We start from the raw sequence: 23,473 nt of genomic DNA on the forward strand, positions 1-23,473 counted from the left end.
TCCTCTTAGCCGAAACGGCCGGTAATATATTCTTCTGTCTTGGGATTCGACGGATTGGTGAACATATCCAGTGTATTATCGTACTCAATAAGTTCCCCTAAGAGGAAGAATGCCGTTTTATCAGAAATACGGCGAGCTTGCTGCATGCTGTGGGTAACGATGACAATGGTATATTTTTCTTTTAATTCCAAGGCCAGATCTTCGATTTTCTGCGTCGAAATCGGGTCCAAAGCCGAAGTCGGTTCGTCCATGAGGATGACCGACGGATCTGCCGCCAAGGTACGGGCGATGCACAGACGCTGCTGCTGACCGCCGGACAAGCCGAGGGCGCTCTTATTAAGACGGTCCTTCATTTCATCCCAGCAGGCAGCCTGGCGCAGGCTTCTTTCAACGATTTCATCGAGTTTCTTCTTATCGTTGATGCCCTGGACTCGGGGACCGTAGGCAATGTTTTCATAAACGCTCTTCGGGAACGGCGTCGGCTGCTGGAAAACCATGCCGACACGGTAGCGAAGGGCCAAGGGATCGACTTCTTTGAAGATATCCTGACCTTCAAAGCGGATGTCGCCGGTGACACGGCAGCCTTCAACCCAGTCGTTCATACGATTCAAGGTTTTGAGGAAGGTCGATTTCCCACAGCCTGAAGGGCCGATGAGAGCCGTGATTTCATTTTTACGGATTTTCATGTTGATGTCTTTTAATGCCTGGTACTCATCGTAGAAGAGATCCATGTTGCTGACATCAAAGGTGTATTCCGCTGCACCGGTCGTGCTCTGTGCGCCGTCCTGTACAGCGTCAGCAGCCTGTTTCTTTTCAATAGTAGCTGCCGAAAAACCCGTCAGGGTCGTAGTAATTTCTGACATTAGTTGTTTCCTCCCATTTTCTTATCGATTCGATAGCTTAAATAGCGTGCCAGTAAGCTGAAGACCAAGACCATGATCATCAGGATTGCAGAAGATGCCGCAGCCTGCTGCGCTGCATCAGGATGAAGGGCTTCCGTACGCAGAGCCCAGATGTGCAGGGCCAAGGTTTCGCCGGGACGGAAGGGGTTAAGAGGACTCGACTTGGTCGTAATATCCCAGTTAGTCCAGTCAATATCCGTCGACATACCGGCGGTGAACATCAAAGCAGCAGCTTCACCAAAACCACGGCCGGCAGCCATGATAAGGCCGGTCATGATACGGGGGAAGCAGGCCGGCAAGAGAACGTGCCAAATGGTCTGCCAATGGGAGGCGCCGAGGCCCAAACTGCCGTTGCGGTAACTGGACGGTAAGTTGCGCAGAGCATCTTCTGTAACCGACGTAACCAAGGGCAAGGTCAGAATGGATACGGCCAAAGCACCGGCCATGAGGTTCCACTGGGAACCGGTCATGACGATGAAGACCAAGTAACCGAACAAGCCGACGACGATAGACGGCAAGGATGCCAAGGTTTCAACAGCCATGCGGACCCAATGGGTAATGCGTCCTTTTTTCGCGTATTCAGCCAGGAAGATACCTGCCGGAATACCGATAATCGCACTGGCAACCAAGGCTAATACGACTAAATAGATCGTATTAAAGAACATGTTTCCTAAGCCGGCACCGGTAAAGGATAAGAGTTGCGGTGTCATGCCGCTTATGCCGCTGACGACGACGTACAGAACGAAGGCAATCAGCAATACGACAGCAAAGGCTGCGCCGCACGTAAAAAGTGCGGTCATCATTTTATCTTTACTTTTTTTGGTTTCAATACTTGTCATATTAACTCCGTCCTCCTTTTAATTCGGAAGCGGCATTGATCTGGTGGATAATAAAAATGAACAGGAACGACAACAGGAACAAGAGCAAGGCCATCGTCCACAATGCGGCATTGTATTCGCCGCCTTCCATCGCGCCCCCCATATCCGCAGAGATTGCCGTCGTAAGCGTGCTGGCCGGCAGGAACAAGGACGTCGGGAAGACTTTCATCTGACCGATAACCATAGCAACAGCCAAGGCTTCGCCCAAGGCACGGGCCAGGCCCAGGATAATGCCGGTGAAAATACCACTCTTAGCCGCAGGAAGTACGACGTGAGCAATCGTTTCCCAGCGAGTCGCGCCGAGGCCGTAAGAAGCTTCGCGCCACGATTTGGGAACAGCCGCCATCGCGTCGGCAGACATCGTCGTAATCGTCGGGAAAATCATGACGGCCAAGACGATACCGGCAGCTAAGACAGAAAAGCCAAACGGCATGGGGAATATATGGCGCAAAGCCGGAATGAGCACGGTCATGCCGACAAAGCCATAAACAACAGAAGGAATGCCCGTAAATAATTCGATAGCCGGCTGAATCAGGCGGCGCCGCTGGGGCGTCGCGATTTCAGTCATATAAATTGACGAGGCCAGGCTGAAGGGCAAGGAAATAAGTAACGCCAACAGACACGTAACCAGTGAACCTGCCAAGAACATAGCAGCCCCGATTTGACCGCCGCCTTCGGCCGTATCGCTCGGTTTCCATTGACCGGAAAAGAGAAATTCAGTTACGCTGTGGCCAAAAGTGAAAAACGTATCTGTACCTTTAACAAAGAGAAAAGCGCCAATGAGAAGCGGCACCAGTGCCATACCGATGCCGCAAATGGTGATGAACGTTTTGGCTGCTTTCTCGTTACGATGGGCCCTTTGGACCACCGTTTCGATTGCATTCATACCCGTTCCTCCAATAAATTAATGAACTTCTTTCGTCTGCATCTTCGAGCTTACGCCGTAGCCAAGTTCTTCGATACGTTTGCCGTATTCGGCACCTGTGATGTATTCGATGAAAGCTTTAACAGCCGGTTTCGGATCTTTGCTCGTGTAGATATGTTCGTAGCCCCATACGCTGTATTTACCGTTGTAGGTATTTTCCAAAGTAGGTTCTACGCCATCGATGGAAACGACGCCGACGGAATCATTGTTCAGCAAGTACGGCAATGCGACATAGCCGATAGCACCGGGGTTCTGGGAAACGCTCTGAATAAGAATGCCGGAGTTATCCGTTTCAAGGGATTTGTTGTCGGCTTCTTCAGCACCGTTGATAGCATATTTCTGGAAGAGTGCGCGAGTACCGGAGGTCTTCGGACGCGTTACCAATACGATCGGCATATCCTGACCGCCAACATCTTTCCAGTTCGTAACTTTAGCCGTGAAGATGTCCTGCAGCTGCTGACGCGTCAAGTTTTTAACGCCTACGTCTTTATTGATGATCGTAGCAACGGTCATAACAGCGACTTTATGGTCTTCCAATTTGTCGGCTTTTTCTTTATCGAGTTTCGTTTCGGCCGGTACGTCGGAGTTCCCCATATCAACAGAACCATCAGAAACCTGTTTCAGACCCGTACCGGAACCGCCGGCATTGAGGGTAATGGTGACGTCTTTGTTCGTTGCCTTGAATTTTTCAGCTGCGTCTTTAACTAAAGGCAGCAAGGCCGAAGAACCAGAGCCAGTAATACTTCCGGAAACGCTCGCTTGTTTGGACGAATCACTACTCTGCTGCTGACTTCCGCAACCAGCGACGCCAATAGCCATAGTGGCTGCCAAAGCGATGAGAACTAATTTTTTCAACTTCATAACGAAATCCTCTCCTTTAAATAAAAGAATCTGAAAGATATTCCTGATTCTGAATACAGTCTTATCCTATCAACAGGATGTAAGGTTTGGATGTATGTATTGTAAAATATTGTAAAAAAATCACCACTCCCCGCCAGGCCTGATCAGGCCTGGAAGGTAATGGTGATTTCAGTTCCTTCGTTTTCTTTACTGGTAAGGGCAATCGTACCGTGATGCTGTTCGACAATGTGTTTGACGATAGCAAGTCCCAGGCCGGTACCCTTGATTTTCTGAGAGCGACTGGAGTCAGCACGGTAAAAGCGTTCGAAGACTCGCTTCTGCTTATCTTCCGGAATGCCGATTCCCGTGTCGCGAACGATCAAAACGGCACGGTGACCGTCATGGCGGACGGTAACGTAAACGTGACCACCCGGGCGGTTGTACTTCACGGCATTGTCGAGGAGGTTCATAATGAGTTCCCGGCACAGGCCGCGGTCGCCGAGGATTGTCGTATCATCCATCGTACAATGGATGGTTACCTTTTTCTCCATGAGGACCGGTTCCATAAATTCGACGATTTCTTGAATAAGTTCGCGAAGGTCTACGTCTTCCATCTTTATCTGGCGTTTACCATCTTCGATGCGGGCCAGGTGCATGATTTCTTCAATCATCTGCAAGAGGCGCAGGGCTTCTTTGCGAATGAGGGTACCAAAATGGACGATATCGTCCTTATTAGTACAGATTCCCGTCGACAGCACTTCGGCAAAGCCGCTGATCGACGTGAGAGGTGTCTTTAATTCATGGGATACATTGGACGTAAATTCCCGCCGCAGCTGTTCCCGCCGTTCTTGTTCCGTCACGTCGTCGACGATAAACAGCATCCCATAAAAATCATCATCTTTATAGACCGGCTGAATCGTCAAGAGATAGCGGCGGTCCGCTCGGATCAATTTTTCTTCGCAGACCCCTTCTAAATGCTGCAAGTGGCTCCACGGCGCGTCGGGCATGAGTTCCTTTAAGTTGCGCTGCAGCAGCGCCTGGGTATGATCGGCGCCTAAAAAGTGAGCAGCCCTCAGATTGAGGCCGGCAATGCCGTAAGATTTGTCGGTCAGGATGACGCCTTCCTGAAGGTTTTCCATGATAAGGCGCATCATGTTCCGCTGCTGCTCCAAACTTCGCAAGTTGTCGGTAATGGTCTGACTTTGGAAGAAGATCTTATCGACCAAAGGCTGCAGCTCATGATCGACCGACGGAGGTTCCGTCATCTTAACGTTGACATCATTGATTTGGCGAATAAAAAGTGCCGTCTGCCGCAAAGGACTGAGAAGACTGGCTGTCAGAATACGCGACGCCCTGACACAGGCCAAGGCCGACAGACCTAAGAGAAGCAGCGTCCAAGGAAGGAGGTTCAAGAAGTGAGCATAAAAAGTATCCCGCTCGAGACTGACCCGTAAAATCGTTCCGTCAGGCAATCGCTTGGCATAGTAGTACAAGGCCTTGGAAACGGTCTGCGAATCACGGACGGCCATGCCTTCCCCATTGGCGATAGCGGCTCTTACCTCAGGACGTTCTAAATGATTCTCCATGACGCCCTTATCATAATCTGATTCAAAGAGGACGACACCATACGTACTGATCCAGGTAATGCGCAGGCCGTCATTATTATGAAAGCCCATTTTTTGCAGGTACAGCGTCGTATCATTGCCTTCTTCAATCGTCGTTTCCACGACATTCATCGTCATTTCCAATTCCTGCTGGATTTGGCGTTGCGTAGAGTTCCAAAAAAACCAAGTCGATATGAGCAGCGTGACGGCCATGCAGGCCAGCCCCATGACCAGCAGGCTGGCGTAGACCTTACGCTTCATAGGCCGCCTCCGATGACATAGCCTACGCCGCGAACGGTATGGATGATCTTGCCGCCGTCCCCGAGTTTCTGCCGCAGGCTCTTGATATGCATGTCGATGGTCCGGCTTTCCCCTTCATAGGTAAAGCCCCAAACGGCTTCCATGATCTGTTCTCGTTTCAAAACGATGTCCGTATTGACCAAAAGGTATCTGAGAAGTTCAAACTCCTTGACGGTCAGATGACAGGGCTTTCCGTCGACGGAAACGGTATGTTTTTCCTGATCGAGGGTCACCAAGCCATAAGTATAGACGTTGGTTTCCGTACTCTGTCGTGTCGACCGGCGCAGGACGGCGCGGATACGGGAAATGAGCTCGACGATTCCAAAGGGTTTGCAGACGTAGTCGTCGGCACCGCCGTCAAGGCCTTTGACGATATCATATTCGCTGGTCTTAGCCGTCAGCATAATGACCGGCAGAGACTTATACTGCGGCGATTTATGCAGTTTGTCGAGGATGTCATTGCCGCTTTCACCGGGCATCATGATATCGAGCAGCAACAAGGCCGGCATCCGATTTTCAAGAGCCGGCCAAAATTCCCGGCTGTCGGCAAAGGTCTCTACCTCAAAATCCTGACTGCGCAGGGCATAACCGACGAGTTCACGGATATTTTCATCATCTTCCACACAGTAAATCAAAGGCATAGGAACACATTCCTTTCATAAAAACAATAAGGCTATTTTATACTTATTATAACCTAATCGCGAGAAAATCGGCTGTAAAATTACCGTAAAACTACAAATAAAGGGACTGCCTTCATCGGACAGTCCCCCTCTATAACTTTTTACTTCCATATCTTACAAGTCAAAGTCCTTAGCCTGTACCTTAACTTGCCACTCTTTTTCAACCTGCTTGTAGGTAATGATGGCGATAAAAGAGTGGAGGTCGCGGACCCACGTATAATTTCGGGTTGCAATATCATTGTTATCGAGATTCTGAGCCAAGGAGAAGATGACCGTATCCCGCGGGGTCAGGACATATCCGACGGAAAAACCTTTCTGTCGCGGCTTGTCCAGGGTATCGAAGCGATACGGCGTGTAGCCGCTGACATTATGCTTCTTGTACCAGAAACTGGTCCACAGACGATCGTTGATGCCTTGGTTCAGGATGACCCCTGAATAAGGATCGCGGCGCTGGGCATCTTTAGTCGAGTACAAGTCCTTACGGTAGCCGGCAAAGAACCTGAGGTTTGCCTTGGTCCACAAGTGAATGGGAACGTGAGTGATTTCCGTCCGGAACCCCTTGTGAGTGCCGGTCTTGACGCCGTCTTCGGCCCAGCGGCCCCAGCTGGCTCTGGAGTCGATGTATATCCCCGTCGAGCCGAGATTGATGCGAGGCGCAAAGTACTCGAGTTCCGGCCACTTCGTAGCCCAGATATTATCGTCGTTATCGGTACTTTCTTCTTTACTGTAGCCAAAGCGGAAAGTACCGTACTTTGTGTTCTTTTGAATACGCGCTGCCGGTTTGAATCCAATCTTGCTGCCTAAGGCATAGCTGGCATAGAAGCTCAAATCCCCGGACTCATTGAGGGGTATATTGGCATAGCCTCGGACGCCAAATCCGTCATCGCTGTTATAGGTCGGACGGGGCAGCAAGGTAAAGAGATAAGGCCGCGTATTCTGTCGATTATCGAGACGGCCTTCGTAGTGGCCATACGTAAACAGGCGGACGTGCTTAAACCATAGTGCCGTATTTTCAGACGTAAACTTTTCGCCGGGATAAATGCGGATATCGTCACCGGTAATGTAATAGTCCGGCGTCTTGGCGACGGCATGAGGCGTCGTAATGAGGCCGTGCTTTACATAGCCGATGTTGTCGTACATTTCGGCATCGGTGCCGCGAATATACGTCGTCGGGCCGATAAAGCCTTCAATGTTATCCATGTTCATGCTGCTGGTCTTACTGTTATAGGTAACATCTTTGCCCGTCAAGGCATTGGTCTCGTTGACATAGACGACGGGACCTGTCGTATGATAAATGCCGGTATTGGTATTTCCTTCGACATAATTGGCATGGACTTCTTCCATCCCCTGCTGAATATCGACATTGCCCCGGCTTTTCACATACCCATCGGAATTGCGGACTAAAAGGTTATCGGCTGTCATATGGACCGGCTGCTGAGGCAAGACGACATCCTGAGCCGTCGCAGCCTTATCTAAATCGACGGGAATAATCGTCTTTTCCGTCACCGGAACGGCCATGGTCTTATCGGTATAAAGTTGATCCGTATCGGCTGCCCTGATAGAAAAAGTCAGCGGCAGCAAGGCAGCGACCATTGCCGCTGTCCATGTTTTATTCATTCGCGTCACCTGCTGTATTCGATTGAATCTGGACGACTGTTTCATCATCGTGGCCGGTATTTTCTAAATCGACAGGCGTGACCGTCCCTGCTTTGAGGCCGGCCTGCAAATCACCTTCGCTGCTGTCTCCGTCATGTTCGGCCTCTGCACTGTCATCAACATCGCTGTCACTGACGGGATTAAATGACGGAACGGTTACGCCGCTGGCCGCCATATCGGCTGTTTCCATATCGTCCATGATACCGTTTTCCTTAAAACCGACGACTTCTGTATTTTCCTTCGTTTCGGCATACATCGTCGTGCCGGCCGGAATATCGACTTCATTGCCGTGGACAAAGAGACCTCCGACTAAGCCGACAGGGCCTAAGATGACGGCACCGGCAGCCGAAGCACCGACGGCACCGGCCGTCCGTTTGTATTGATCCTTCGTCTTGTCGCCGACCATGAGGGCCACGGGCGAACCGTCCGCTGCGCGAACGTGGTCGTACATGATTTCGATTTTGCCGTCTTTGCCAAAGCGTCCTGATTTACGGGCTTTGGTAACCGTCCCGTTTACTTCCATGCCGCGGGGAATGGCAATGACATCGCCGACAAGGACGTCATCGGCAACGGTAAAGCGTACGACATCGCCTTCTTGAATCGTCTTTGAGTTGAGTTCATCAAGATTGGTCATGGTAACTACCATATTGGCCGGGATGATGACTCGCTGAGAAATATATTTCGTATTGCCCAAGAGTGCCCGCCGAAGAGCCATGACTCGCCCTTCCAAGGAACCGGTCATGACCTTGCCGTCGATATCCTGTTCCATCGATTCGACGCGGACTAAAATCGGTTCCGCCGTAATCTGACCGGAGTACTGCCACTGCAGGAGATTGACCGCCGTGAGCAGAGATAAATCCGCCCCGGAGTTACCGTATACATCTTTATATAACGAATTGGCTTTGTCCTGTAAACTGCCGGAAACAGTTGACTTTCCGTTGAGCAGTTTATCGACCGACGCAATCCGTTCATTCAAGGAACCCGTCTGAGTCGTCCCATAAATTGTCGTTTCTACTTTATCGGCCTTTTCCAAAACCGTATAATCTGCTGCACCGGCAGCCATGGTACCGCACAGGGCCAGCACGGCTAACAGGCAAGAAACTTTTTTATTCCACATAGGCGTACCTCCACGTCAAAATTTACATCTATATACGAACGGCATCGTTCTCTGTTTTATGGATACTATCCTTATTATATAAGACTGATGTATAAAATGCAATAAAAGGCTTTTTCTCTGTCCCTTAGCTTTCATTATTTAATCAATAACGCTTATCAATTAAAATTATTTACAAATTATCCTTGATTTTGCCCGGTCCCTTTGTTATAATAATTCCGTAACAAATACGTTCTATTTGTTACGATTACATGAATATACAACCATAAAGCAATTCAGGAGGAATGAATGATGAAAAAATTTGTATGCAGCATCTGCGGTTTTGTTTATGAAGGTACGGAAGCTCCGGAAAAGTGTCCTCAGTGCGGTGCTCCGAAATCGAAATTCACAGAACTCGTTGCCGGCGTTAAAGAATATGCAGACGAACATCGCGTAGGTGTCGCTGAAGGCGTTGACGAACGCATTATCGAAGGTCTCCATCTCAACTTTACCGGCGAATGCAGCGAAGTCGGCATGTACCTCGCTATGAGCCGCGTTGCGGACCGCCAGGGCTATCCGGAAGTTGCTGAAGCTTACAAACGCATCGCTTTTGAAGAAGCTGAACACGCTGCTAAATTTGCTGAACTCCTCGGTGAAGTCGTTACCCCGGATACGAAGAAAAACCTCGAACTGCGTGCAGCTGCTGAACAGGGTGCCTGCGCTGGTAAAAAAGAATTGGCAACCCTTGCAAAACAGCTCAACCTCGACGCTATCCACGATACGGTCCACGAAATGGCAAAAGACGAAGCTCGTCACGGCCGTGTCTTCGATGGCCTCTTGGCTCGTTATTTCGCAAAATAATCCGATTCAACCGGATTCTAAAGAACTGTCGCTGCGCGGCAGTTCTTTTTTTATGCCGTTCCCACTTCCGAAAAAGGAAGGTAAACGCCTGGTCATCGAAAAAAAGCGCTGTCTTTGAGAGACAACGCTTTTTAGGACTGTTCTTTACTGCAATAAGGGCGCTTTTTTTTGATGTATCGCTTCCGCCACCAGATAATGCCGTAAATAAAGGCGACGATAGCGACCAGGACGATAAGGCGGCCCCAATGTTCCTGAATGCGGAGCAAATCATGACCGAGCCACACTTCGACTAAGACGGCCGGGAACTTCCCCAAAACGTTAGCAATGAAGTGGTCCCGGTAAGAGATATGGCTGAGGGCGCTGAAAGCCGTAACGACGACATTCGGTGCATACGGAATGGCCCGCCCCATCATGACCGTCTTGATACAGCTGTACGAGTCGAGTTTCTCGAGCATCTTACTCCGCGAAATAACCTTCTGTGCCTGTTTGCGGAGCAGGGTCCTCGTCAGGCGGAAACTGATTTCAATCCCGATGACTTCGCCGACCCAGGAGATGAGGATCCCCGGAATGAGGCCGAAGATGATGCCGTTTACCGTCAGGAAGGGAATCGACGGCAGGCCGATGGCATTGACAAAGGCAATCAGGAAAATACTGAGCCCGACGGCATAAAATCCGAAGGAATCAATATAGTCCGCCAAGCCATCCAAATCACCGCTGACCGTCAAACGGTACATGGTCGAGTAGAAATCAGGCGCCATGAGTTGAATCGACAGCAACATTAAAATGACTAATAAGCCCCCACCGATATGAAGGAGCCAGCCTAAATATTTATCATTCATAGAAATGCGATCCTCACGTAATAATCAAATTTTCATTACCCTTCATTATACCATATCTTCAGGGTCTCTGTCTGCTATGATTTCCATTTTTTCAGCCTCGCCCAGGCGATGGCTCATGACGATGAAGTCGTCCAATTTCTGACGGGCCGAACCGCTGTCGATGAGTCGGGCCGCTTTACGGACACCGGAGGCAAAATCCTGCGCTTGCCCGCCGATATAAAGACCGGCACCGGCATTGAGGAGAACGGCCGTCCGGGCACCGCTCTTTTCCCCATCAAAAATACGCCTGGTAATGAGGGCATTCGTTTTCGGAACCCCACCTTCCAAATCCTGGCGCGAGGCCACTGGCAAGGTAAAGTCTTCGGGCCGCACTTCATAAGTGGAGAAAGAGCCCGGTGTAAATTCACAAATCGTCGTCGGTGCCGCAGCCGAGATTTCATCACTGCCGTCCTTACCGTAGACGACCATGCCGTGACGGACGCCGAGAGCCGCTAAGACGTGCGCCATGGGCTCGACTAAATGAGCTTCGCTGACGCCGAGGATTTCATAAGCGGCATGAGCCGGATTGGTCAAAGGACGAAGGACGTCAAAGACCGTTCCGATTCCCATCTGTTCACGAACGACATCGATGCGCTTCATCATATAGTAATAGTACCGCGTATAAAAGTAGCAAAGGCCCAGATCTTTCAGCATAGAAAGACAGCTTTCGGGACTGAGGAAGATATTAGCACCCAAAGCCTCGAGGAGATCCGCCGACCCGCTGCGCGACGTCTTCGCCCGATTGCCGTGTTTTGCGACGCGAACACCGCCGGCAGCAATGACAAAAGCGGCCGTCGTTGAAATATTGAAGGTCTTCATACGGCCGCCGCCAGTGCCGACGATGTCGAATACATCGTCGCTGCAAGGTACATTCATGCTGTATTCCCGCATCGTCCTGGCGAGGGCGATCACTTCCCGCTGAGAGGCTCCCTTCGTCGTCAGGGCAGCCAAGAATGCCGCCAACTGAATATCTGACATGGCGCCTTCCATGATTTGTTCCATCACAAAAGAAGTTTCTCTATCGCTAAGATCCTGTCCCTTAGTGATAGCAGCTAATAAACTCGTCAGCATGTTCCTCACCTCCGGCAAAAAAACGGGATTGTTTTATTTGCATTTATTATACCATATTATTTTGTTATTTTGTTTTTTATTGGCAAGAAATACCGCAAAACAGCCATAAATGATTAATTTTCCAGCGATTTGATACGCAAAGTCAGTTCCTGTTCATCATAAAAGACCGTTTCTAAGCAAAGTCCCTGAGCCGGCGCCGTGGCACCGAGCTGTGTCCGGTCGCCGCTTTCCAAGATTTCCCGAAACCGCACCGGCGTAATTCGATGGAGTCCCAAATCGACGAGACCGCCGGCAATGTTGCGCACCATATGATATAAAAAACCGTCGCCGACGACATCGATATCGAGGAGATGTCCCCGCTCGTGAAAGGTGATGGAATAGAGGGTCTTTACCGGATTCATGGGCGTCGTATTCTGCCCTTCAAAGGCCGAAAAATCATGGGTGCCCAAAAGGACCGCTGCCCCTTCCTTCATGGCCTCCCGGTCGAGAGGCTTGCGAATGAACCAGGCGTAGCGCAGGCCAAAGGGATCGTGCATCCGATTGTTGTCGATGGTATAACGATAATGCTTGCCGACGTTGTCATGACGGACACTGAAGTGTTCCGGCATTTCCTTCGCCGAGAGGACGGCAATTTCCGGCGGCAAATAGCCTTTCATCGCATAGGGAATCTTTTCGGTCGGAATCGAACCTTCCCCGTAAAAATTGACAACCTGACCGCGGGCATGGACGCCGGCATCGGTCCGAGCCGCCCCGTAAATCGTAATCGGCGACCGGAAGATAGCCGACAGGCCCTGTTCGATACAGGCCTGGATCGAAGCGGCATTGGTCTGGCGCTGAAAGCCATGGAAATCCGTACCGTCATAGGCAACGACGAGACAAATATTCTTCTTCGCCATTACAGCCACCGCATGGCCGCCAAGAGGGCCGTTACGATAAGCACGGCCGCCATGGCAATGGCATCCCGATAGGTGCAGGACAATTCATTCATCCGCGTCCGCCCTTCGCCGCCGCGATAGCAACGGGCTTCCATGGCTGTCGCCAGGTCATCGGCCCGCCGAAAGGCACTGACAAAGAGAGGTACCAAGAGAGGAATCATGCTCTTGCCGCGCTGAATGAGGCTGCCGCTGGTAAAGTTAGCCCCTCTCGCCGTCTGGGATTTCATGATGCGGTCCGTTTCTTCCAACAGGGTCGGAATAAAGCGCAGAGCAATGGTCATCATCATAGCCAGTTCATGCGCCGGCACACCGATTCGCTTAAAGGGATTCAAGAGATGTTCGATGCCATCGGTCAATACGATGGGCGACGTCGTATACGTCAACAGGGATGAAAAGACGATGAGGAAGACTAAACGGGCCGTCATCAAAGCGCCCTGATACAGCCCTTCTTTGGTAATGTGCAGTACACTGTACTCCCAAAGGACTTCGCCGGGCGTCGCAAAGACGTGGACGGCCATGGTAAAGATAATGATGACCCACAAAGGCTTTAAGGATTTAAAAATAAACCGTACCGGAAGCCGGGAAATGGCAAAATTCAAGGCCACAAAGGCTGTGACAATACCGTAGGACTCCAAGGAATTGGCCAAAAAGATGGCGACGATGAAAATCATAACGGCGATTATTTTTACCCGCGGATCGAGTCGGTGCAGGAAAGACGTCCCCGGGAAATACTGACCCAGTGTAATATCAGTGAGCATGACCCGTCCCTCCCTTCAGGCAGTCATAAATAGCCGCGGCGCCTTGTTCTACCGTCCGTACCCGGTCGTCAACGGCAAGGCCCCGGCCTTTCAGATATTGAAGCACACCGTTCACCGGCGGAACGGCTACGCCGGCCTTTTGCAGTTCATCACCGTGCTCGGCAAAAATCGACAAGGGGTCGCCGTCAAGGACGATGCTTCCTTGAGAGAGGACCAAAAGGCGGCTGGCCATCTGGGAGATATCTTCCATATTATGGGACACCAAGATGACGGTAACGCCCTTTTCCTTATGCCAGCGCTGGATTTCAGAAAATATTTCCCGCCGCCCGACAGGATCCAGACCGGCAGACGGTTCATCGAGGATAAGGTAAGCCGGATGAATGGCGATGACGCCGGCAATGGCAACACGCCGCATCTGACCGCCGCTTAACCGAAAAGGCGAGCGATTGGCATAGGTATCATAGTCAAGGCCGACAAAATCCATGGCTTCCTTGACCCGGTCCTCCACTTCTGTCTCGCTAAGGCCGAAATTGCGGGGCCCGAAGGCGATGTCGCGAGCAATCGTTTCTTCAAAGAGCTGATATTCGGGATACTGGAAGACCATGCCCACTTTATGACGTACCGCCAGGGCTTCTTTCGTATTCTTCCCGATATTGGTACCGTCGACGGTTACGGAACCGTTCGTGGGCTTTATGAGGCCGTTTAAAATTTGAACCAGCGTCGACTTGCCCGATCCGGTATGGCCGATGATACCGATGAATTCACCTTCATGAATCTCTACATTCGTATCGCTGAGGGCCGTCTTTTCAAAAGGCGTTCCCAAGCCATATGTATGGGTCACGTTCGTTAACTTAATTGACATAATGCGTCTCCCAATTCCTTTTCCGTTATAATCGATGCCGGAAGGGGTATCCCTTTTTGGCGCAGCCGTTCCGCAAGTTCAGCGGCAACAGGCACATCAAGGCCCATATCTTTCAGTTCCTTGACCTTTGAAAAGACGTCCCGCGGCGCGCCATCCATCTTGACTTCCGCCTTGTCGATGACGACGACCCGTTCCGCTTGGACGGCTTCTTCCATAAAGTGTGTAATGATGATGACCGTAATACCTTCACGGTTCAACTGATGGAGGGTATCCATGACTTCCCTACGGCCTACGGGATCGAGCATAGCCGTCGGCTCATCGAGGACGATACAGTCACACTGCATCGCGAGGATGCCGGCAATGGCAATGCGCTGTTTTTGGCCGCCGCTCAAGAGGTGCGGGCCGTGTTTGGCATAAATCGTCATATTGACCCTTTTTAAGGCATCGCTGACACGGGACTTTATCTCGTCGGACGGAATGCCCAGGTTTTCCGGCCCGAAGGCTACATCTTCTTCGACGACAGCCGCTACGATTTGGTTGTCCGGATTTTGGAAAACCATGCCGACGTGCTGGCGTATCTTCCATATATTCTCAGCCTCGTCAGTCCGCATCCCACAGACTTCACACGTGCCTGACGTCGGCGTCAGCAGGACGTTAAAGTGCTTGGCAAGGGTCGACTTACCTGAGCCGTTGGTACCGATAATGGCGACGAACTCACCCTTATCGACGGTCAGCGAAATGTCCTTTAAAGCATAGACGACCTTGCCGTCCTCATCTTCATAGGTATGGCACAGGCGGTCTGTCTTTATCATAGGTATTGTCATACTACGTCTCCTCACGTAAGAAAAAAGGCTATATTCTTGAATATTATACAGTCAATAGCAGTCCCTGTCCATAGATACACGCAAAAAGGCCGCGCCTCATGACGCACGGCCTTTTCAAATCAGCTTATAAACAAGGGATCATACAGATTATTACCGCGCCCGTTCGGGACCATAGGCATTGTCACCGTCAGTCCCCTTTACCGTCGCCAGCCCTAAGTAGCAAACGGCCATGATCGACTGTGCCGCCAAAGCTGCCGTATCCAAAGCAAGGACCGGCAGTATATAACTTGCCAAATAGGCCATATACGGAACAGCAAACAAGGCCCCCGGTTTATTGAGGTCGTGGAAGCGCCGAGTACCGAGGGATATATGGGCCCACACCGTGGGAACCGTCAATACCAAAAAGATGAGTCCGAAAATAATGGCATAATCTTCATGACCAATTAAAATGGATTCAATGATTTTGCTGTAAAGGATAAGGGAAAACATAAATTGGGCCACCATCAAAATCAAAGTCCGCGCCAAAAAAGGGCGGCGCTGAATGCGGCCGGTAAAACGGAAATATTTAGCCTTCAGGTCGGCAAAGTCGCGAAAGCTGACCAAACTGTTTTCACTGCCGGGACCGACAGGCATGGCAAAGCCGCGATGAATCCGGGCCGACTGGCGGGAACGTTTCTTGAGTTGAATCTTTTTGTTTTTTTGAGCCACCAAAACTACCTCCTACATGGGATTCTCCCTACTATCGTACTATATTAAGGGGCATGATTCAATTCATTTCTGCTAAAATATGGTATAATGAAAAAAATTACCCTCAAGGAGGCTTCCATGGAATCTACTGTTTTTACGAATCTGAAAGGCTCAGAAGGAGCCCTGACCTTCAATTTTTTCTGCGAATCCCTGATTACATCGCTCCACACCTTGACGCACATCATGGAGGACGAAGGACTTACCGTCCCGGACAATCTCGCCGATGTCACCGATGCCCTCAGTGAGATGGGCGGACACCTCATGGACGATTACGCTCGGGGAGAGCTCGATTTAGACCGCTTCAAAAATGAAATCCTCGATTTTTATGACCTGAACTTTGCCGTCAATGACGCCTTATCGGCAACCATCATGAGTCATGACGATCTGCAATATTACTACTATATTTACATGCAGGGACTCTATATTTTCTTCCCCAATATGATGGAAGCCTTTCATGCCGACATCGATGACGACAACGTCACCGCCGTCTTAAACCAACTCATTGCCGAGTTCGAACAGTTATCGAGCAGCGGCTCCTAAAAACGCCATCAAAAAAAGACTGCCCCCGGGAAACTTTATCGGTAAAGATAGAGTTCCACAGGAGGCAGTCTTTTTGGTTAAAAGATAAAGAAATAAATGAAAGAAATAGCGGCAACGATAAACCGATAGTAAGCAAAGGAGGCCAAGGTCGACTTATTCATGAATTTAAGGAACCACAAGACCGATACGTAAGCTACGATAAAGGCCGTAATAAAGCCGATGACAATCATGATCAAATCATTGCTGTTAAGATCGCTCAGGCTCTTCAAGAGGTCGTAGAAACAGGCCACGATCATGACCGGTACAGCAATAATGAAGGAAAAGTCGGCTGCTGCCTTACGACTGAGGCCTAAGAACAGACCGCCGGCGATGGTCGATCCGGACCGGGAGAAGCCGGGCCATAAGGCCAAAATTTGGAATATCCCCGTTAAAAAGGCTTGAGCCACGGTCATCTTTTCAACATCGTCACAGACCGTTTTCGTACCGTGTTTTTCAGCCATCAGCATGAACAGACCGCCGATAATGAGGCCGATGATAACCGTTCCGGTCGAGAAGAGATAGGTCTTGATGGCATGATGAGCCAGATATCCGATGCCCATGACGGGGATGATGCCGGCAGCGATATGAGCCAAAGTCAGGCCCGTATCATTGCGGAACCAGTTTTTCGGCTGCAGGAGGTTCCAGCATCGGTACTGATGGAGCATACGGGTAAATTTTTCTTTATAAATAATGACCACCGACAGAATGGCACCTAACTGGATAAAAATCTCAAACACGCTGGCCCGGGGACCGGTAAAGCCTAACATATCCCCGACAAGGATCATATGTCCCGTTGAAGATACAGGCAAATACTCGGTGAAGCCTTCAACAATCCCCAAGATAATGGCAATAATAGAATCACTCATTGTTTTATCTCCTTTTCGCTTTAATCGTCCTACCAAAAGCCTTACAATACTAAAAGAGTATACCACACTAGCTGACAAAAAAAAAGGCTGTCCGCGAAGGCAAACAGCCTTTTAGACAGCCTTTATTCTACATGGGATTTATGAAAAAACGATTGCGAAAAGGTAACTATTTTTTAAATTGCAGGATCATCTTAGTCGTCAAGAGAAATGACGTGATTGGGATTGTCGATGACAAACTTGGCGTACTTGGGATCACCATTGTGTTCGAAATACAGGGTATTGCCTTCCAGACTGCCGCGCCAGCTGACGATGATCGGGCATTCGCGGCTCAGTTTCTTCAGCATTGCTACAGGATCGAGATTCAAAATAGGCGCAAACATAAATTCAACGTTATCAATCATAACAACACGGGCATTGAGACGATGAATCGCTGCGGAGACAAGGGTAATGGCTTTATCCGGACGGTCGGCACGAGGTATTTCCAAAAATTCGTCATCAAAGAGTTCACGGGCTTCACAAATTTTCCAACCGTCTTGATACGTCAGTTCACGGATGAGCTGGCTCTTACCCGAACCGGGACTGCCAATAATAATTAACAGTTTTTCATCGTCCTGGGCAATGTACTTCCATCGTTTTAAAACATCTGCATCTGTAACCATGAAAATCACCTTCGTTTTCTTAAGATATTTAATTTATTTATTTTATTATACCGAACTTTCATCATATAAGTAAAGCATTTTTACTATTTTATTGACACATATGCCAAAACGGTACGCATCCCTACTTCAATCCGTAACGCTCCATCGGGTCTTGGATATTCTTAATCGGCGTCGACGTCAGGATGACATCGTCGACATAAGGCTCATTGTGGCGCATGATGATGACCAGGGATACGCCTTTTTGGTAAGGGCTGTCATAATAATAGGCGTCGACGGATTTTTCCTTATCCGGGCCCCATTCGACGCGGTCCGGACGGCCGTATAGCGCCAGGATGGTCGATACGTGATAGCCCAGGGTCGCACCGCGGCTGGTATAGCCATTGTTGGTCAGAAGGAATACCTTCTGTACCATATTGCGCCGGTCTACTTCGACACCATAGTCACCGTAGAGCCAAAAGCTGCTGTTGTTGCGCTTGACCAGTTTGTTCCACATATTGTACTTATTGGCTTCAAACGGTTGGTTGAGACCAAAACCCATGAGGGTGAAGTCCTTCTCGGTCAACTTCATCGGATCCTTCGACGGCTCACCGGTAATATAAGGCGGACGAACCGGCATGAGGGCCACTCGTTCAACGCGTCGATTGCCGACAGCAAAGACGTACATGGCATCCTTTTTGGGGCTTTCATAGGTCACGTAATAGACGTTGGCATCAGTATCGCGCAACACGGAATCGGGAATCCCGAATTGGCGCAAAAGCACTTCAATGGGATACTTCAAACGCATGTCACGGCCGATGAGGATATTGGTCCCCGTCGTCAAAAAGGCAGACTCGACACCGGGACGGACGCTTTTTCGCGAGTCGCCGCTGGAGCGCAGGCTGTCGGCCAATTTATTGCGAATGACAAAGCGCAGCTTAAGATCTTTTCCCGTATACTGCATCGACGTGTAGTGCATGCTGGTCGAGTATTTACTGGGATTGCCGAAAATCCGCTTCACCTTCATCGGACTGTCACCGCTGTGGATGCTGCCAATGTAAAAGTCACCGGCTTCTAAGGGGGCAATCTTCAACGTATCCAGCGAATCGAAGACGCGCTGATCGTCTGACGTCAAAGCGTGGACACTGGCTGGTGCAGCGTTGTGATAACCGGCTTTTTTACCGTCTTTGGCATCATCTTTATTAGCCTCGCCGGCATCGGCTTTATCCGCTGCCGTTTTCTCTTTTATGGTAGAAGACGGCCGGGTCTTATCGGATTTTGCCGGCTTTTGATGAGATACGTCTTTTTGGGCGGACTCTTTATGTTCGGCTGACTTCGACGGCGTTTCAGGCGATGCCGTTTTATCGGCGTCGTCAGCATCATCAAGAAGAAGTTCTTCCCCAATCGCTGCTGCAAGGGATGTCGGCGCATTTTTCAGAGAGCTTTCCCAGTTCTCTGTCGACACAGCACCGGCTGCCGAATTCCAAGCTAGAAAAGCAGAGCAGACCAATGCAGCTAATGCGGTACGTTTCATAGCGTTCCTCCTTTTTATGGGTTGTGATAAAAAAGGGCTGTCCTACGACAGCCCTTTTCTTGCCATTGACATGGGCAAAGGGTGCAAAAATTATTTATGCTGTTCCGGACGGCTCAAGGGGAAGAGCAGTACGTCGCGGATAGACGGGCTGTTGGTCAAGAACATGACTAAGCGGTCGATGCCGATGCCAAGGCCCCCTGTCGGCGGCAAGCCGTATTCCAAAGCGCGGCAGTAATCTTCATCCATCTGATGGGCTTCGTCATCACCGTGTTCGCGTTCCTTCATCTGTTCGATGAAGCGGTTGCGCTGGTCGATAGGGTCGTTCAATTCCGAGAAGCCGTTCGCCAGTTCGCGGCCGTAGATAAAGGCTTCAAAACGATAGGTAAGAAGCGGGTTATCCTGGTCCTGTTTGGTAAGCGGCGAGATTTCCAAGGGATGGCCGGTAATAATCGTCGGCTGAATGAGGTTTTCTTCAACAAAAGCTTCAAAGAAAGCATTGATGATCTTGCCGACACCATCATACTTACCGTATTCGACATGATGTTCATCGGCCATTTTGCGGGCGACTTCGACGTCGGTAACGTTTTCAAAATCGGCACCGCTGAATTTCTTGACGGCTTCGATCATGGTCATACGGTCCCAAGGCGGAGTCAAGTCAATTTCTTTATCGATATAGGTCAACTTCATCGTACCGTAAAGCATGTCGGCCAATTTCGAGACCATGTCTTCGGTAATGTTGATGACATCTTCCAAATCGCCGTAAGCCTGGTATAGTTCTACCGTCGTAAATTCCGGATTATGACGGGTATCGATGCCTTCATTGCGGAAGCAGCGGTTCATTTCAAAAACCCGTTCCAAGCCGCCGACGAGGAGGCGTTTGAGGTGGAGTTCCGGCGCAATGCGCAGGAAGATATCCATATCGAGGGCGTTGTGATGCGTCTTAAACGGACGGGCTGCGGCACCGCCGGCAATGGTATGGAGCATCGGCGTTTCAACTTCGAGGAAGTTGCGGTCATCGAGGTACTTGCGGATGCCCTTGATGATTTTCGAACGCTTGACGAAGGTATCTGTAACTTCCGGATTGACGATGAGGTCGAGATAGCGCTGACGATAGCGTGTTTCCTTATCCGTAAGGCCATGGAATTTTTCCGGCAGCGGACGGAGCGATTTCGAGAGGAGCTGCCACGATTCAACGCGGATCGTCGTTTCACCGGTATGGGTAACGAATACCGTACCGCCGACACCGACGATATCACCGAGATCGAGGAGTTTAAATAAGTTGTACGATTCTTCTCCAAGGACGTCTTTACGGAAGTAGAGCTGGATTTCACCGCTCAAATCACGAAGGACGCAGAAGGCGGTCTTACCGTGACGGCGAATGGCCATCAGGCGGCCGGCGACACTGACGACGGTTTCATTTTTTTCTAAGGCTTCTGCCTGGTCCTTTACTTCCTGGGCATGGTGGTCCCAATTATATTTCTGACCGAAGGGATAGACGCCGGCATCGATGAATTCCTGCATCTTTTCACGGCGAACCTGCATCTGGTCATTTAATTTTTCTTCTTCCATCATGGGCATTTCTTTTTCTTTCGTATCCGACATGAATATTCCTCCTACAGTTTATTTTGCATCAGGCGGCAAGATCCGGTACTGGAGTTCACCAGCCGGTGCCTTTACGGTAACGACTGCCGGATTGGATGGATTGATGTTCTGACCGAGAATCGCTTTTCCTACCGGGGATTCATTCGAAATCCGGTTGTTGAAGGGATCGGCTTCAGCCGTACCGACGACGGTATAGTCGAAGCGGTCACCGGTTTCGACGTCTTCCAAAATGACGTGAGAACCGATGCGAACTTTAGCAGCGCCGTCTTCCGTTTCCTGGATAATTTTTGCCGTCCGGATCTTTCCTTCCAATTCGGCAATACGGCCTTCGATAAAGGCCTGTTCATTTTTGGCATCATCGTATTCCGAGTTTTCGCTCAAGTCACCGAGGGCAATCGCTTCTTTAATACGCTGCGAAACGTTAATGCGGCGGACTGATTTCAGTTCATTTAATTCATCTTTTAATTTCTGCAACCCTTCTTGGGTAATCAGCGTTTCATTGGTCATTGTCTTCCTATTCCTCCTGCGATAGAATCGCGTCTCACTGTTATAGCTTAATTTATACCGTATCTTTAATTATATTCACATCTGTCTTTTATGTCAACAAAACCGCGGCTTCACCGTCCGCGCAGCCGTTCCATCATCTCGCCGACGACAAGGCGAAATTCCTCAGCTGACCGGGTCCGGTTGATCCGCTCCCGAAGGGCGGCTGCCCCGTGAAGGCCGTGAGTATACCAGGCTGCATGAGTACGCATTTCCCGTATACCGATGTATTCTCCCTTATAAGCCAAAAGGGCTTCAAAGTGAGCCAACATCTGGGTGTACTTCTCTTCAGGAGTCGGCGGCGGCAGGACTTCTCCCGTTTCAAGATAATGGCGTATTTGTGGGAAAATCCAAGGATTTCCTTGAGCCCCGCGGCCGACCATAACGGCCTGGCATCCCGTTTCTTTCATCATGGCGGCTGCAGACGGTCCGTCGATGACATCCCCATTCCCGATGACCGGAAGGGATACGGCGTCGACGACGGCCTTGATTTTCTGCCAATCGGCCTTGCCACTGTAAAACTGCTCCCGCGTCCGACCATGAACGGCAACGGCAGCCGCACCGGCAGCTTCAGCACGCTTTGCCAGTTCCGGGGCCACAAAAGAATGGTTATCCCAGCCGGTGCGCATCTTAACGGTAACGGGAATGGATACGGCCTGTACGACGGCGCGTATAATTTTTTCTGCCAAAGGCAGGTCCTTCATCAAAGCCGAACCATCACCGTTTTTGACGACTTTCTTTACCGGACAGCCCATATTGATATCGACGATATCGGCACCGGCTTCTTCAACGACGGAAGCGGCCTCGGCCATGACGTCCGGGTCAGAACCGAAAATCTGCATCGACAAGGGGTGTTCCCCGTCTTCGATATGGAGCAGTTCTGCCGTATGCTGATTGCTGTAGCGGATGCCCTGGGAGCTTACCATTTCAGCGCAGACTAAAGCTGCGCCATAGCGGTGAGCAATAACCCGATACGGCGCATCACAGACCCCTGCCATAGGTGCTAAAATAATCGGCGCGTCGAGGACGACGCGACCGATGGCAAAAGGCTTAATTGTTTCGGTCATAAATGATTTTCAGCCCTTCCAGCGTCAGCATCGGTTCGACGACGTCGATGGCATCCGTCGCCGGTGCTACGATGACGGCAAGACCGCCTGTCGCAACGACCTTTGCCTTACAGCCCAATTCCCGTCTCATCCGGGTAACGATGCCGTCGACTTGGCCGACGAAGCCGTAAAAGACACCGGCCTGCATGCTTTCAACGGTATTGCGGCAGATGACTTTCTCTGCCTGGACGACTTCAATACGCGGCAGCTTAGCCGTACGCTGTACGAGGGCATCCGTTGAAATTCCGATCCCCGGGCAGATAGCCCCGCCGAGGTAGGTTCCCTTCTTATCGACGGCACAAAAGGTCGTCGCCGTCCCGAAGTCGATGATGATGACCGGACCGCCGAACTTTTCATAGGCTGCGACGGCATTGACGATGCGGTCGGCACCGACTTCACGGGGATTGTCATATTTGATATCCATGCCGGTCTTGACGCCCGGGCCGATGACCAAGGGCGTCAGGCCAAAATAGCGCTGGCACATCCGTTCGAGGGTCGGCATGACCGGCGGAACGACAGAGGAAATGATGATGGCATCGATTTCTTCTGAATTGACGCCGTTCAAATAAAAGAGATGGCGAATAAGGACGCCGTATTCATCGGTCGTGCGAAGCCGATCGGTCGATACGCGCCAATGGTCCACGAGTTCTTGATCTTTAAAGATCCCGAGGACGATATTCGTATTCCCTACATCAATGACTAATAGCATAACTTTATCTCCTGCTTAATCTAAGTTGATAATACGCCTATTATAATAACAGAGTTTGCCCGTCTTGAATAGTCTTTCGGCACAA

General features: G+C 50.3%; 24 protein-coding genes. 2 read left to right on the forward strand and 22 right to left on the reverse strand.

Annotated elements, in window-relative coordinates:
- Positions 1–5 precede the first annotated feature (5 nt).
- From pstB to A0U42_RS00375, 8 genes are all read right to left on the reverse strand, one after another.
- Positions 6–863 carry a phosphate ABC transporter ATP-binding protein PstB gene (gene pstB, locus A0U42_RS00340; RefSeq protein ID WP_044504553.1) on the reverse strand — a complete coding sequence of 286 codons (858 nt, stop codon included), beginning with the start codon at positions 861–863 and terminating at the stop codon, positions 6–8.
- Positions 863–1,741, reverse strand: coding sequence for a phosphate ABC transporter permease PstA (pstA, locus tag A0U42_RS00345; protein ID WP_065359438.1), 879 nt, complete (start codon positions 1,739–1,741; stop codon positions 863–865). The genes pstB and pstA overlap by 1 nt, the downstream gene beginning before the upstream one ends.
- A gap of 1 nt (position 1,742) precedes the next feature.
- Positions 1,743–2,666, reverse strand: coding sequence for a phosphate ABC transporter permease subunit PstC (gene pstC, locus A0U42_RS00350; protein ID WP_044504555.1), 924 nt, complete (start codon positions 2,664–2,666; stop codon positions 1,743–1,745).
- Between the two features lie 18 nt (positions 2,667–2,684).
- Complete coding sequence (locus A0U42_RS00355; RefSeq protein WP_044504557.1) at positions 2,685–3,566, reverse strand: phosphate ABC transporter substrate-binding protein; 882 nt, start codon at positions 3,564–3,566, stop codon at positions 2,685–2,687.
- Between the two features lie 143 nt (positions 3,567–3,709).
- A complete protein-coding gene (locus A0U42_RS00360; RefSeq protein WP_044504558.1) occupies positions 3,710–5,410 on the reverse strand; it encodes a cell wall metabolism sensor histidine kinase WalK in 1,701 nt (566 codons plus the stop codon).
- Positions 5,407–6,090, reverse strand: coding sequence for a response regulator transcription factor (locus tag A0U42_RS00365; protein WP_044504559.1), 684 nt, complete (start codon positions 6,088–6,090; stop codon positions 5,407–5,409). The genes A0U42_RS00360 and A0U42_RS00365 overlap by 4 nt, the downstream gene beginning before the upstream one ends.
- A 153-nt stretch (positions 6,091–6,243) precedes the next feature.
- Positions 6,244–7,746 carry a hypothetical protein gene (locus tag A0U42_RS00370; RefSeq protein WP_044504560.1) on the reverse strand — a complete coding sequence of 501 codons (1,503 nt, stop codon included), beginning with the start codon at positions 7,744–7,746 and terminating at the stop codon, positions 6,244–6,246.
- Positions 7,739–8,902: a hypothetical protein gene (locus A0U42_RS00375; RefSeq protein ID WP_065359439.1), complete on the reverse strand. Its 1,164-nt coding sequence runs from the start codon at positions 8,900–8,902 to the stop codon at positions 7,739–7,741. Before A0U42_RS00375 ends, A0U42_RS00370 begins: the two co-directional genes overlap by 8 nt.
- 288 nt (positions 8,903–9,190) lie before the next feature.
- Between A0U42_RS00375 and A0U42_RS00380 the strand changes: the two genes are divergently transcribed.
- Entirely contained in the window at positions 9,191–9,739 is a 549-nt protein-coding gene (locus A0U42_RS00380) for a ferritin family protein (protein WP_044504562.1), read from the forward strand.
- Between the two features lie 131 nt (positions 9,740–9,870).
- Here the strand turns inward: A0U42_RS00380 and A0U42_RS00385 are convergent, their stop codons facing one another.
- The 7 genes from A0U42_RS00385 to A0U42_RS00415 form a co-directional block, all read right to left on the reverse strand.
- Entirely contained in the window at positions 9,871–10,578 is a 708-nt protein-coding gene (locus A0U42_RS00385; protein ID WP_065359440.1) for a TVP38/TMEM64 family protein, read from the reverse strand.
- A 45-nt stretch (positions 10,579–10,623) separates the two neighbouring features.
- The gene (trpD, locus tag A0U42_RS00390) at positions 10,624–11,688 is read right to left on the reverse strand and encodes an anthranilate phosphoribosyltransferase (protein ID WP_044504564.1); all 1,065 of its coding nucleotides are present in this window, start codon (positions 11,686–11,688) and stop codon (positions 10,624–10,626) included.
- A 113-nt stretch (positions 11,689–11,801) separates the two neighbouring features.
- On the reverse strand, positions 11,802–12,584 hold the full coding sequence (gene truA, locus A0U42_RS00395) for a tRNA pseudouridine(38-40) synthase TruA (protein WP_065359441.1): 783 nt from the start codon (positions 12,582–12,584) through the stop codon (positions 11,802–11,804).
- Entirely contained in the window at positions 12,584–13,381 is a 798-nt protein-coding gene (locus A0U42_RS00400) for an energy-coupling factor transporter transmembrane protein EcfT (protein WP_065359442.1), read from the reverse strand. The genes truA and A0U42_RS00400 overlap by 1 nt, the downstream gene beginning before the upstream one ends.
- A complete protein-coding gene (locus A0U42_RS00405; protein WP_065359443.1) occupies positions 13,371–14,243 on the reverse strand; it encodes an energy-coupling factor transporter ATPase in 873 nt (290 codons plus the stop codon). The genes A0U42_RS00400 and A0U42_RS00405 overlap by 11 nt, the downstream gene beginning before the upstream one ends.
- A complete protein-coding gene (locus A0U42_RS00410) occupies positions 14,228–15,067 on the reverse strand; it encodes an energy-coupling factor transporter ATPase (protein WP_065359444.1) in 840 nt (279 codons plus the stop codon). Before A0U42_RS00410 ends, A0U42_RS00405 begins: the two co-directional genes overlap by 16 nt.
- A gap of 150 nt (positions 15,068–15,217) precedes the next feature.
- Positions 15,218–15,775 (reverse strand): DUF805 domain-containing protein, encoded by a 558-nt coding sequence (locus tag A0U42_RS00415; RefSeq protein WP_044504572.1) that lies wholly within the window; start codon positions 15,773–15,775, stop codon positions 15,218–15,220.
- 117 nt (positions 15,776–15,892) lie between these two features.
- Between A0U42_RS00415 and A0U42_RS00420 the strand changes: the two genes are divergently transcribed.
- Positions 15,893–16,354, forward strand: coding sequence for a hypothetical protein (locus tag A0U42_RS00420; RefSeq protein WP_065359445.1), 462 nt, complete (start codon positions 15,893–15,895; stop codon positions 16,352–16,354).
- Positions 16,355–16,431: 77 nt separating this feature from the next.
- On the opposite strand, the gene A0U42_RS00425 is transcribed toward A0U42_RS00420, so the two are convergent.
- The 7 genes from A0U42_RS00425 to A0U42_RS00455 all read right to left on the reverse strand — a co-directional run bounded on the left by A0U42_RS00425 (position 16,432) and on the right by A0U42_RS00455 (position 23,388).
- On the reverse strand, positions 16,432–17,259 hold the full coding sequence (locus tag A0U42_RS00425) for an undecaprenyl-diphosphate phosphatase (protein ID WP_065359446.1): 828 nt from the start codon (positions 17,257–17,259) through the stop codon (positions 16,432–16,434).
- A 191-nt stretch (positions 17,260–17,450) separates the two neighbouring features.
- On the reverse strand, positions 17,451–17,918 hold the full coding sequence (gene brxF, locus A0U42_RS00430; protein WP_044504575.1) for a BREX-3 system P-loop-containing protein BrxF: 468 nt from the start codon (positions 17,916–17,918) through the stop codon (positions 17,451–17,453).
- Positions 17,919–18,039: 121 nt separating this feature from the next.
- Entirely contained in the window at positions 18,040–19,428 is a 1,389-nt protein-coding gene (locus A0U42_RS00435; RefSeq protein ID WP_065359447.1) for a hypothetical protein, read from the reverse strand.
- A gap of 90 nt (positions 19,429–19,518) precedes the next feature.
- Positions 19,519–21,030 (reverse strand): lysine--tRNA ligase, encoded by a 1,512-nt coding sequence (gene lysS, locus A0U42_RS00440; RefSeq protein ID WP_044504577.1) that lies wholly within the window; start codon positions 21,028–21,030, stop codon positions 19,519–19,521.
- Positions 21,031–21,048: 18 nt separating this feature from the next.
- The gene (gene greA, locus A0U42_RS00445) at positions 21,049–21,537 is read right to left on the reverse strand and encodes a transcription elongation factor GreA (RefSeq protein WP_044504579.1); all 489 of its coding nucleotides are present in this window, start codon (positions 21,535–21,537) and stop codon (positions 21,049–21,051) included.
- Positions 21,538–21,647: 110 nt separating this feature from the next.
- Entirely contained in the window at positions 21,648–22,640 is a 993-nt protein-coding gene (gene dusB, locus A0U42_RS00450; RefSeq protein WP_065359448.1) for a tRNA dihydrouridine synthase DusB, read from the reverse strand.
- A complete protein-coding gene (locus tag A0U42_RS00455) occupies positions 22,624–23,388 on the reverse strand; it encodes a type III pantothenate kinase (RefSeq protein WP_044504584.1) in 765 nt (254 codons plus the stop codon). The genes dusB and A0U42_RS00455 overlap by 17 nt, the downstream gene beginning before the upstream one ends.
- Positions 23,389–23,473 lie beyond the last annotated feature (85 nt).

Origin of the sequence: Megasphaera sp. DISK 18 (genome assembly GCF_001682955.1) — a bacterium.
In the GTDB taxonomy this organism is placed as follows: Bacteria; Bacillota; Negativicutes; order Veillonellales; family Megasphaeraceae; genus Megasphaera; species Megasphaera massiliensis.

Bases quoted from the DNA above. Each gene is read 5' to 3' on its own strand.
- pstB (WP_044504553.1), bottom strand. From the start codon at position 863: ATGTCAGAAATTACTACGACCCTGACGGGTTTTTCGGCAGCTACTATT.
- pstA (WP_065359438.1), bottom strand. From the start codon at position 1,741: ATGACAAGTATTGAAACCAAAAAAAGTAAAGATAAAATGATGACCGCA.
- pstC (WP_044504555.1), bottom strand. From the start codon at position 2,666: ATGAATGCAATCGAAACGGTGGTCCAAAGGGCCCATCGTAACGAGAAA.
- A0U42_RS00355 (WP_044504557.1), bottom strand. From the start codon at position 3,566: ATGAAGTTGAAAAAATTAGTTCTCATCGCTTTGGCAGCCACTATGGCT.
- A0U42_RS00360 (WP_044504558.1), bottom strand. From the start codon at position 5,410: ATGAAGCGTAAGGTCTACGCCAGCCTGCTGGTCATGGGGCTGGCCTGC.
- A0U42_RS00365 (WP_044504559.1), bottom strand. From the start codon at position 6,090: ATGCCTTTGATTTACTGTGTGGAAGATGATGAAAATATCCGTGAACTC.
- A0U42_RS00370 (WP_044504560.1), bottom strand. From the start codon at position 7,746: ATGAATAAAACATGGACAGCGGCAATGGTCGCTGCCTTGCTGCCGCTG.
- A0U42_RS00375 (WP_065359439.1), bottom strand. From the start codon at position 8,902: ATGTGGAATAAAAAAGTTTCTTGCCTGTTAGCCGTGCTGGCCCTGTGC.
- A0U42_RS00380 (WP_044504562.1), top strand. From the start codon at position 9,191: ATGAAAAAATTTGTATGCAGCATCTGCGGTTTTGTTTATGAAGGTACG.
- A0U42_RS00385 (WP_065359440.1), bottom strand. From the start codon at position 10,578: ATGAATGATAAATATTTAGGCTGGCTCCTTCATATCGGTGGGGGCTTA.
- trpD (WP_044504564.1), bottom strand. From the start codon at position 11,688: ATGCTGACGAGTTTATTAGCTGCTATCACTAAGGGACAGGATCTTAGC.
- truA (WP_065359441.1), bottom strand. From the start codon at position 12,584: ATGGCGAAGAAGAATATTTGTCTCGTCGTTGCCTATGACGGTACGGAT.
- A0U42_RS00400 (WP_065359442.1), bottom strand. From the start codon at position 13,381: ATGCTCACTGATATTACACTGGGTCAGTATTTCCCGGGGACGTCTTTC.
- A0U42_RS00405 (WP_065359443.1), bottom strand. From the start codon at position 14,243: ATGTCAATTAAGTTAACGAACGTGACCCATACATATGGCTTGGGAACG.
- A0U42_RS00410 (WP_065359444.1), bottom strand. From the start codon at position 15,067: ATGACAATACCTATGATAAAGACAGACCGCCTGTGCCATACCTATGAA.
- A0U42_RS00420 (WP_065359445.1), top strand. From the start codon at position 15,893: ATGGAATCTACTGTTTTTACGAATCTGAAAGGCTCAGAAGGAGCCCTG.
- A0U42_RS00425 (WP_065359446.1), bottom strand. From the start codon at position 17,259: ATGAGTGATTCTATTATTGCCATTATCTTGGGGATTGTTGAAGGCTTC.
- brxF (WP_044504575.1), bottom strand. From the start codon at position 17,918: ATGGTTACAGATGCAGATGTTTTAAAACGATGGAAGTACATTGCCCAG.
- A0U42_RS00435 (WP_065359447.1), bottom strand. From the start codon at position 19,428: ATGAAACGTACCGCATTAGCTGCATTGGTCTGCTCTGCTTTTCTAGCT.
- lysS (WP_044504577.1), bottom strand. From the start codon at position 21,030: ATGTCGGATACGAAAGAAAAAGAAATGCCCATGATGGAAGAAGAAAAA.
- greA (WP_044504579.1), bottom strand. From the start codon at position 21,537: ATGACCAATGAAACGCTGATTACCCAAGAAGGGTTGCAGAAATTAAAA.
- dusB (WP_065359448.1), bottom strand. From the start codon at position 22,640: ATGACCGAAACAATTAAGCCTTTTGCCATCGGTCGCGTCGTCCTCGAC.
- A0U42_RS00455 (WP_044504584.1), bottom strand. From the start codon at position 23,388: ATGCTATTAGTCATTGATGTAGGGAATACGAATATCGTCCTCGGGATC.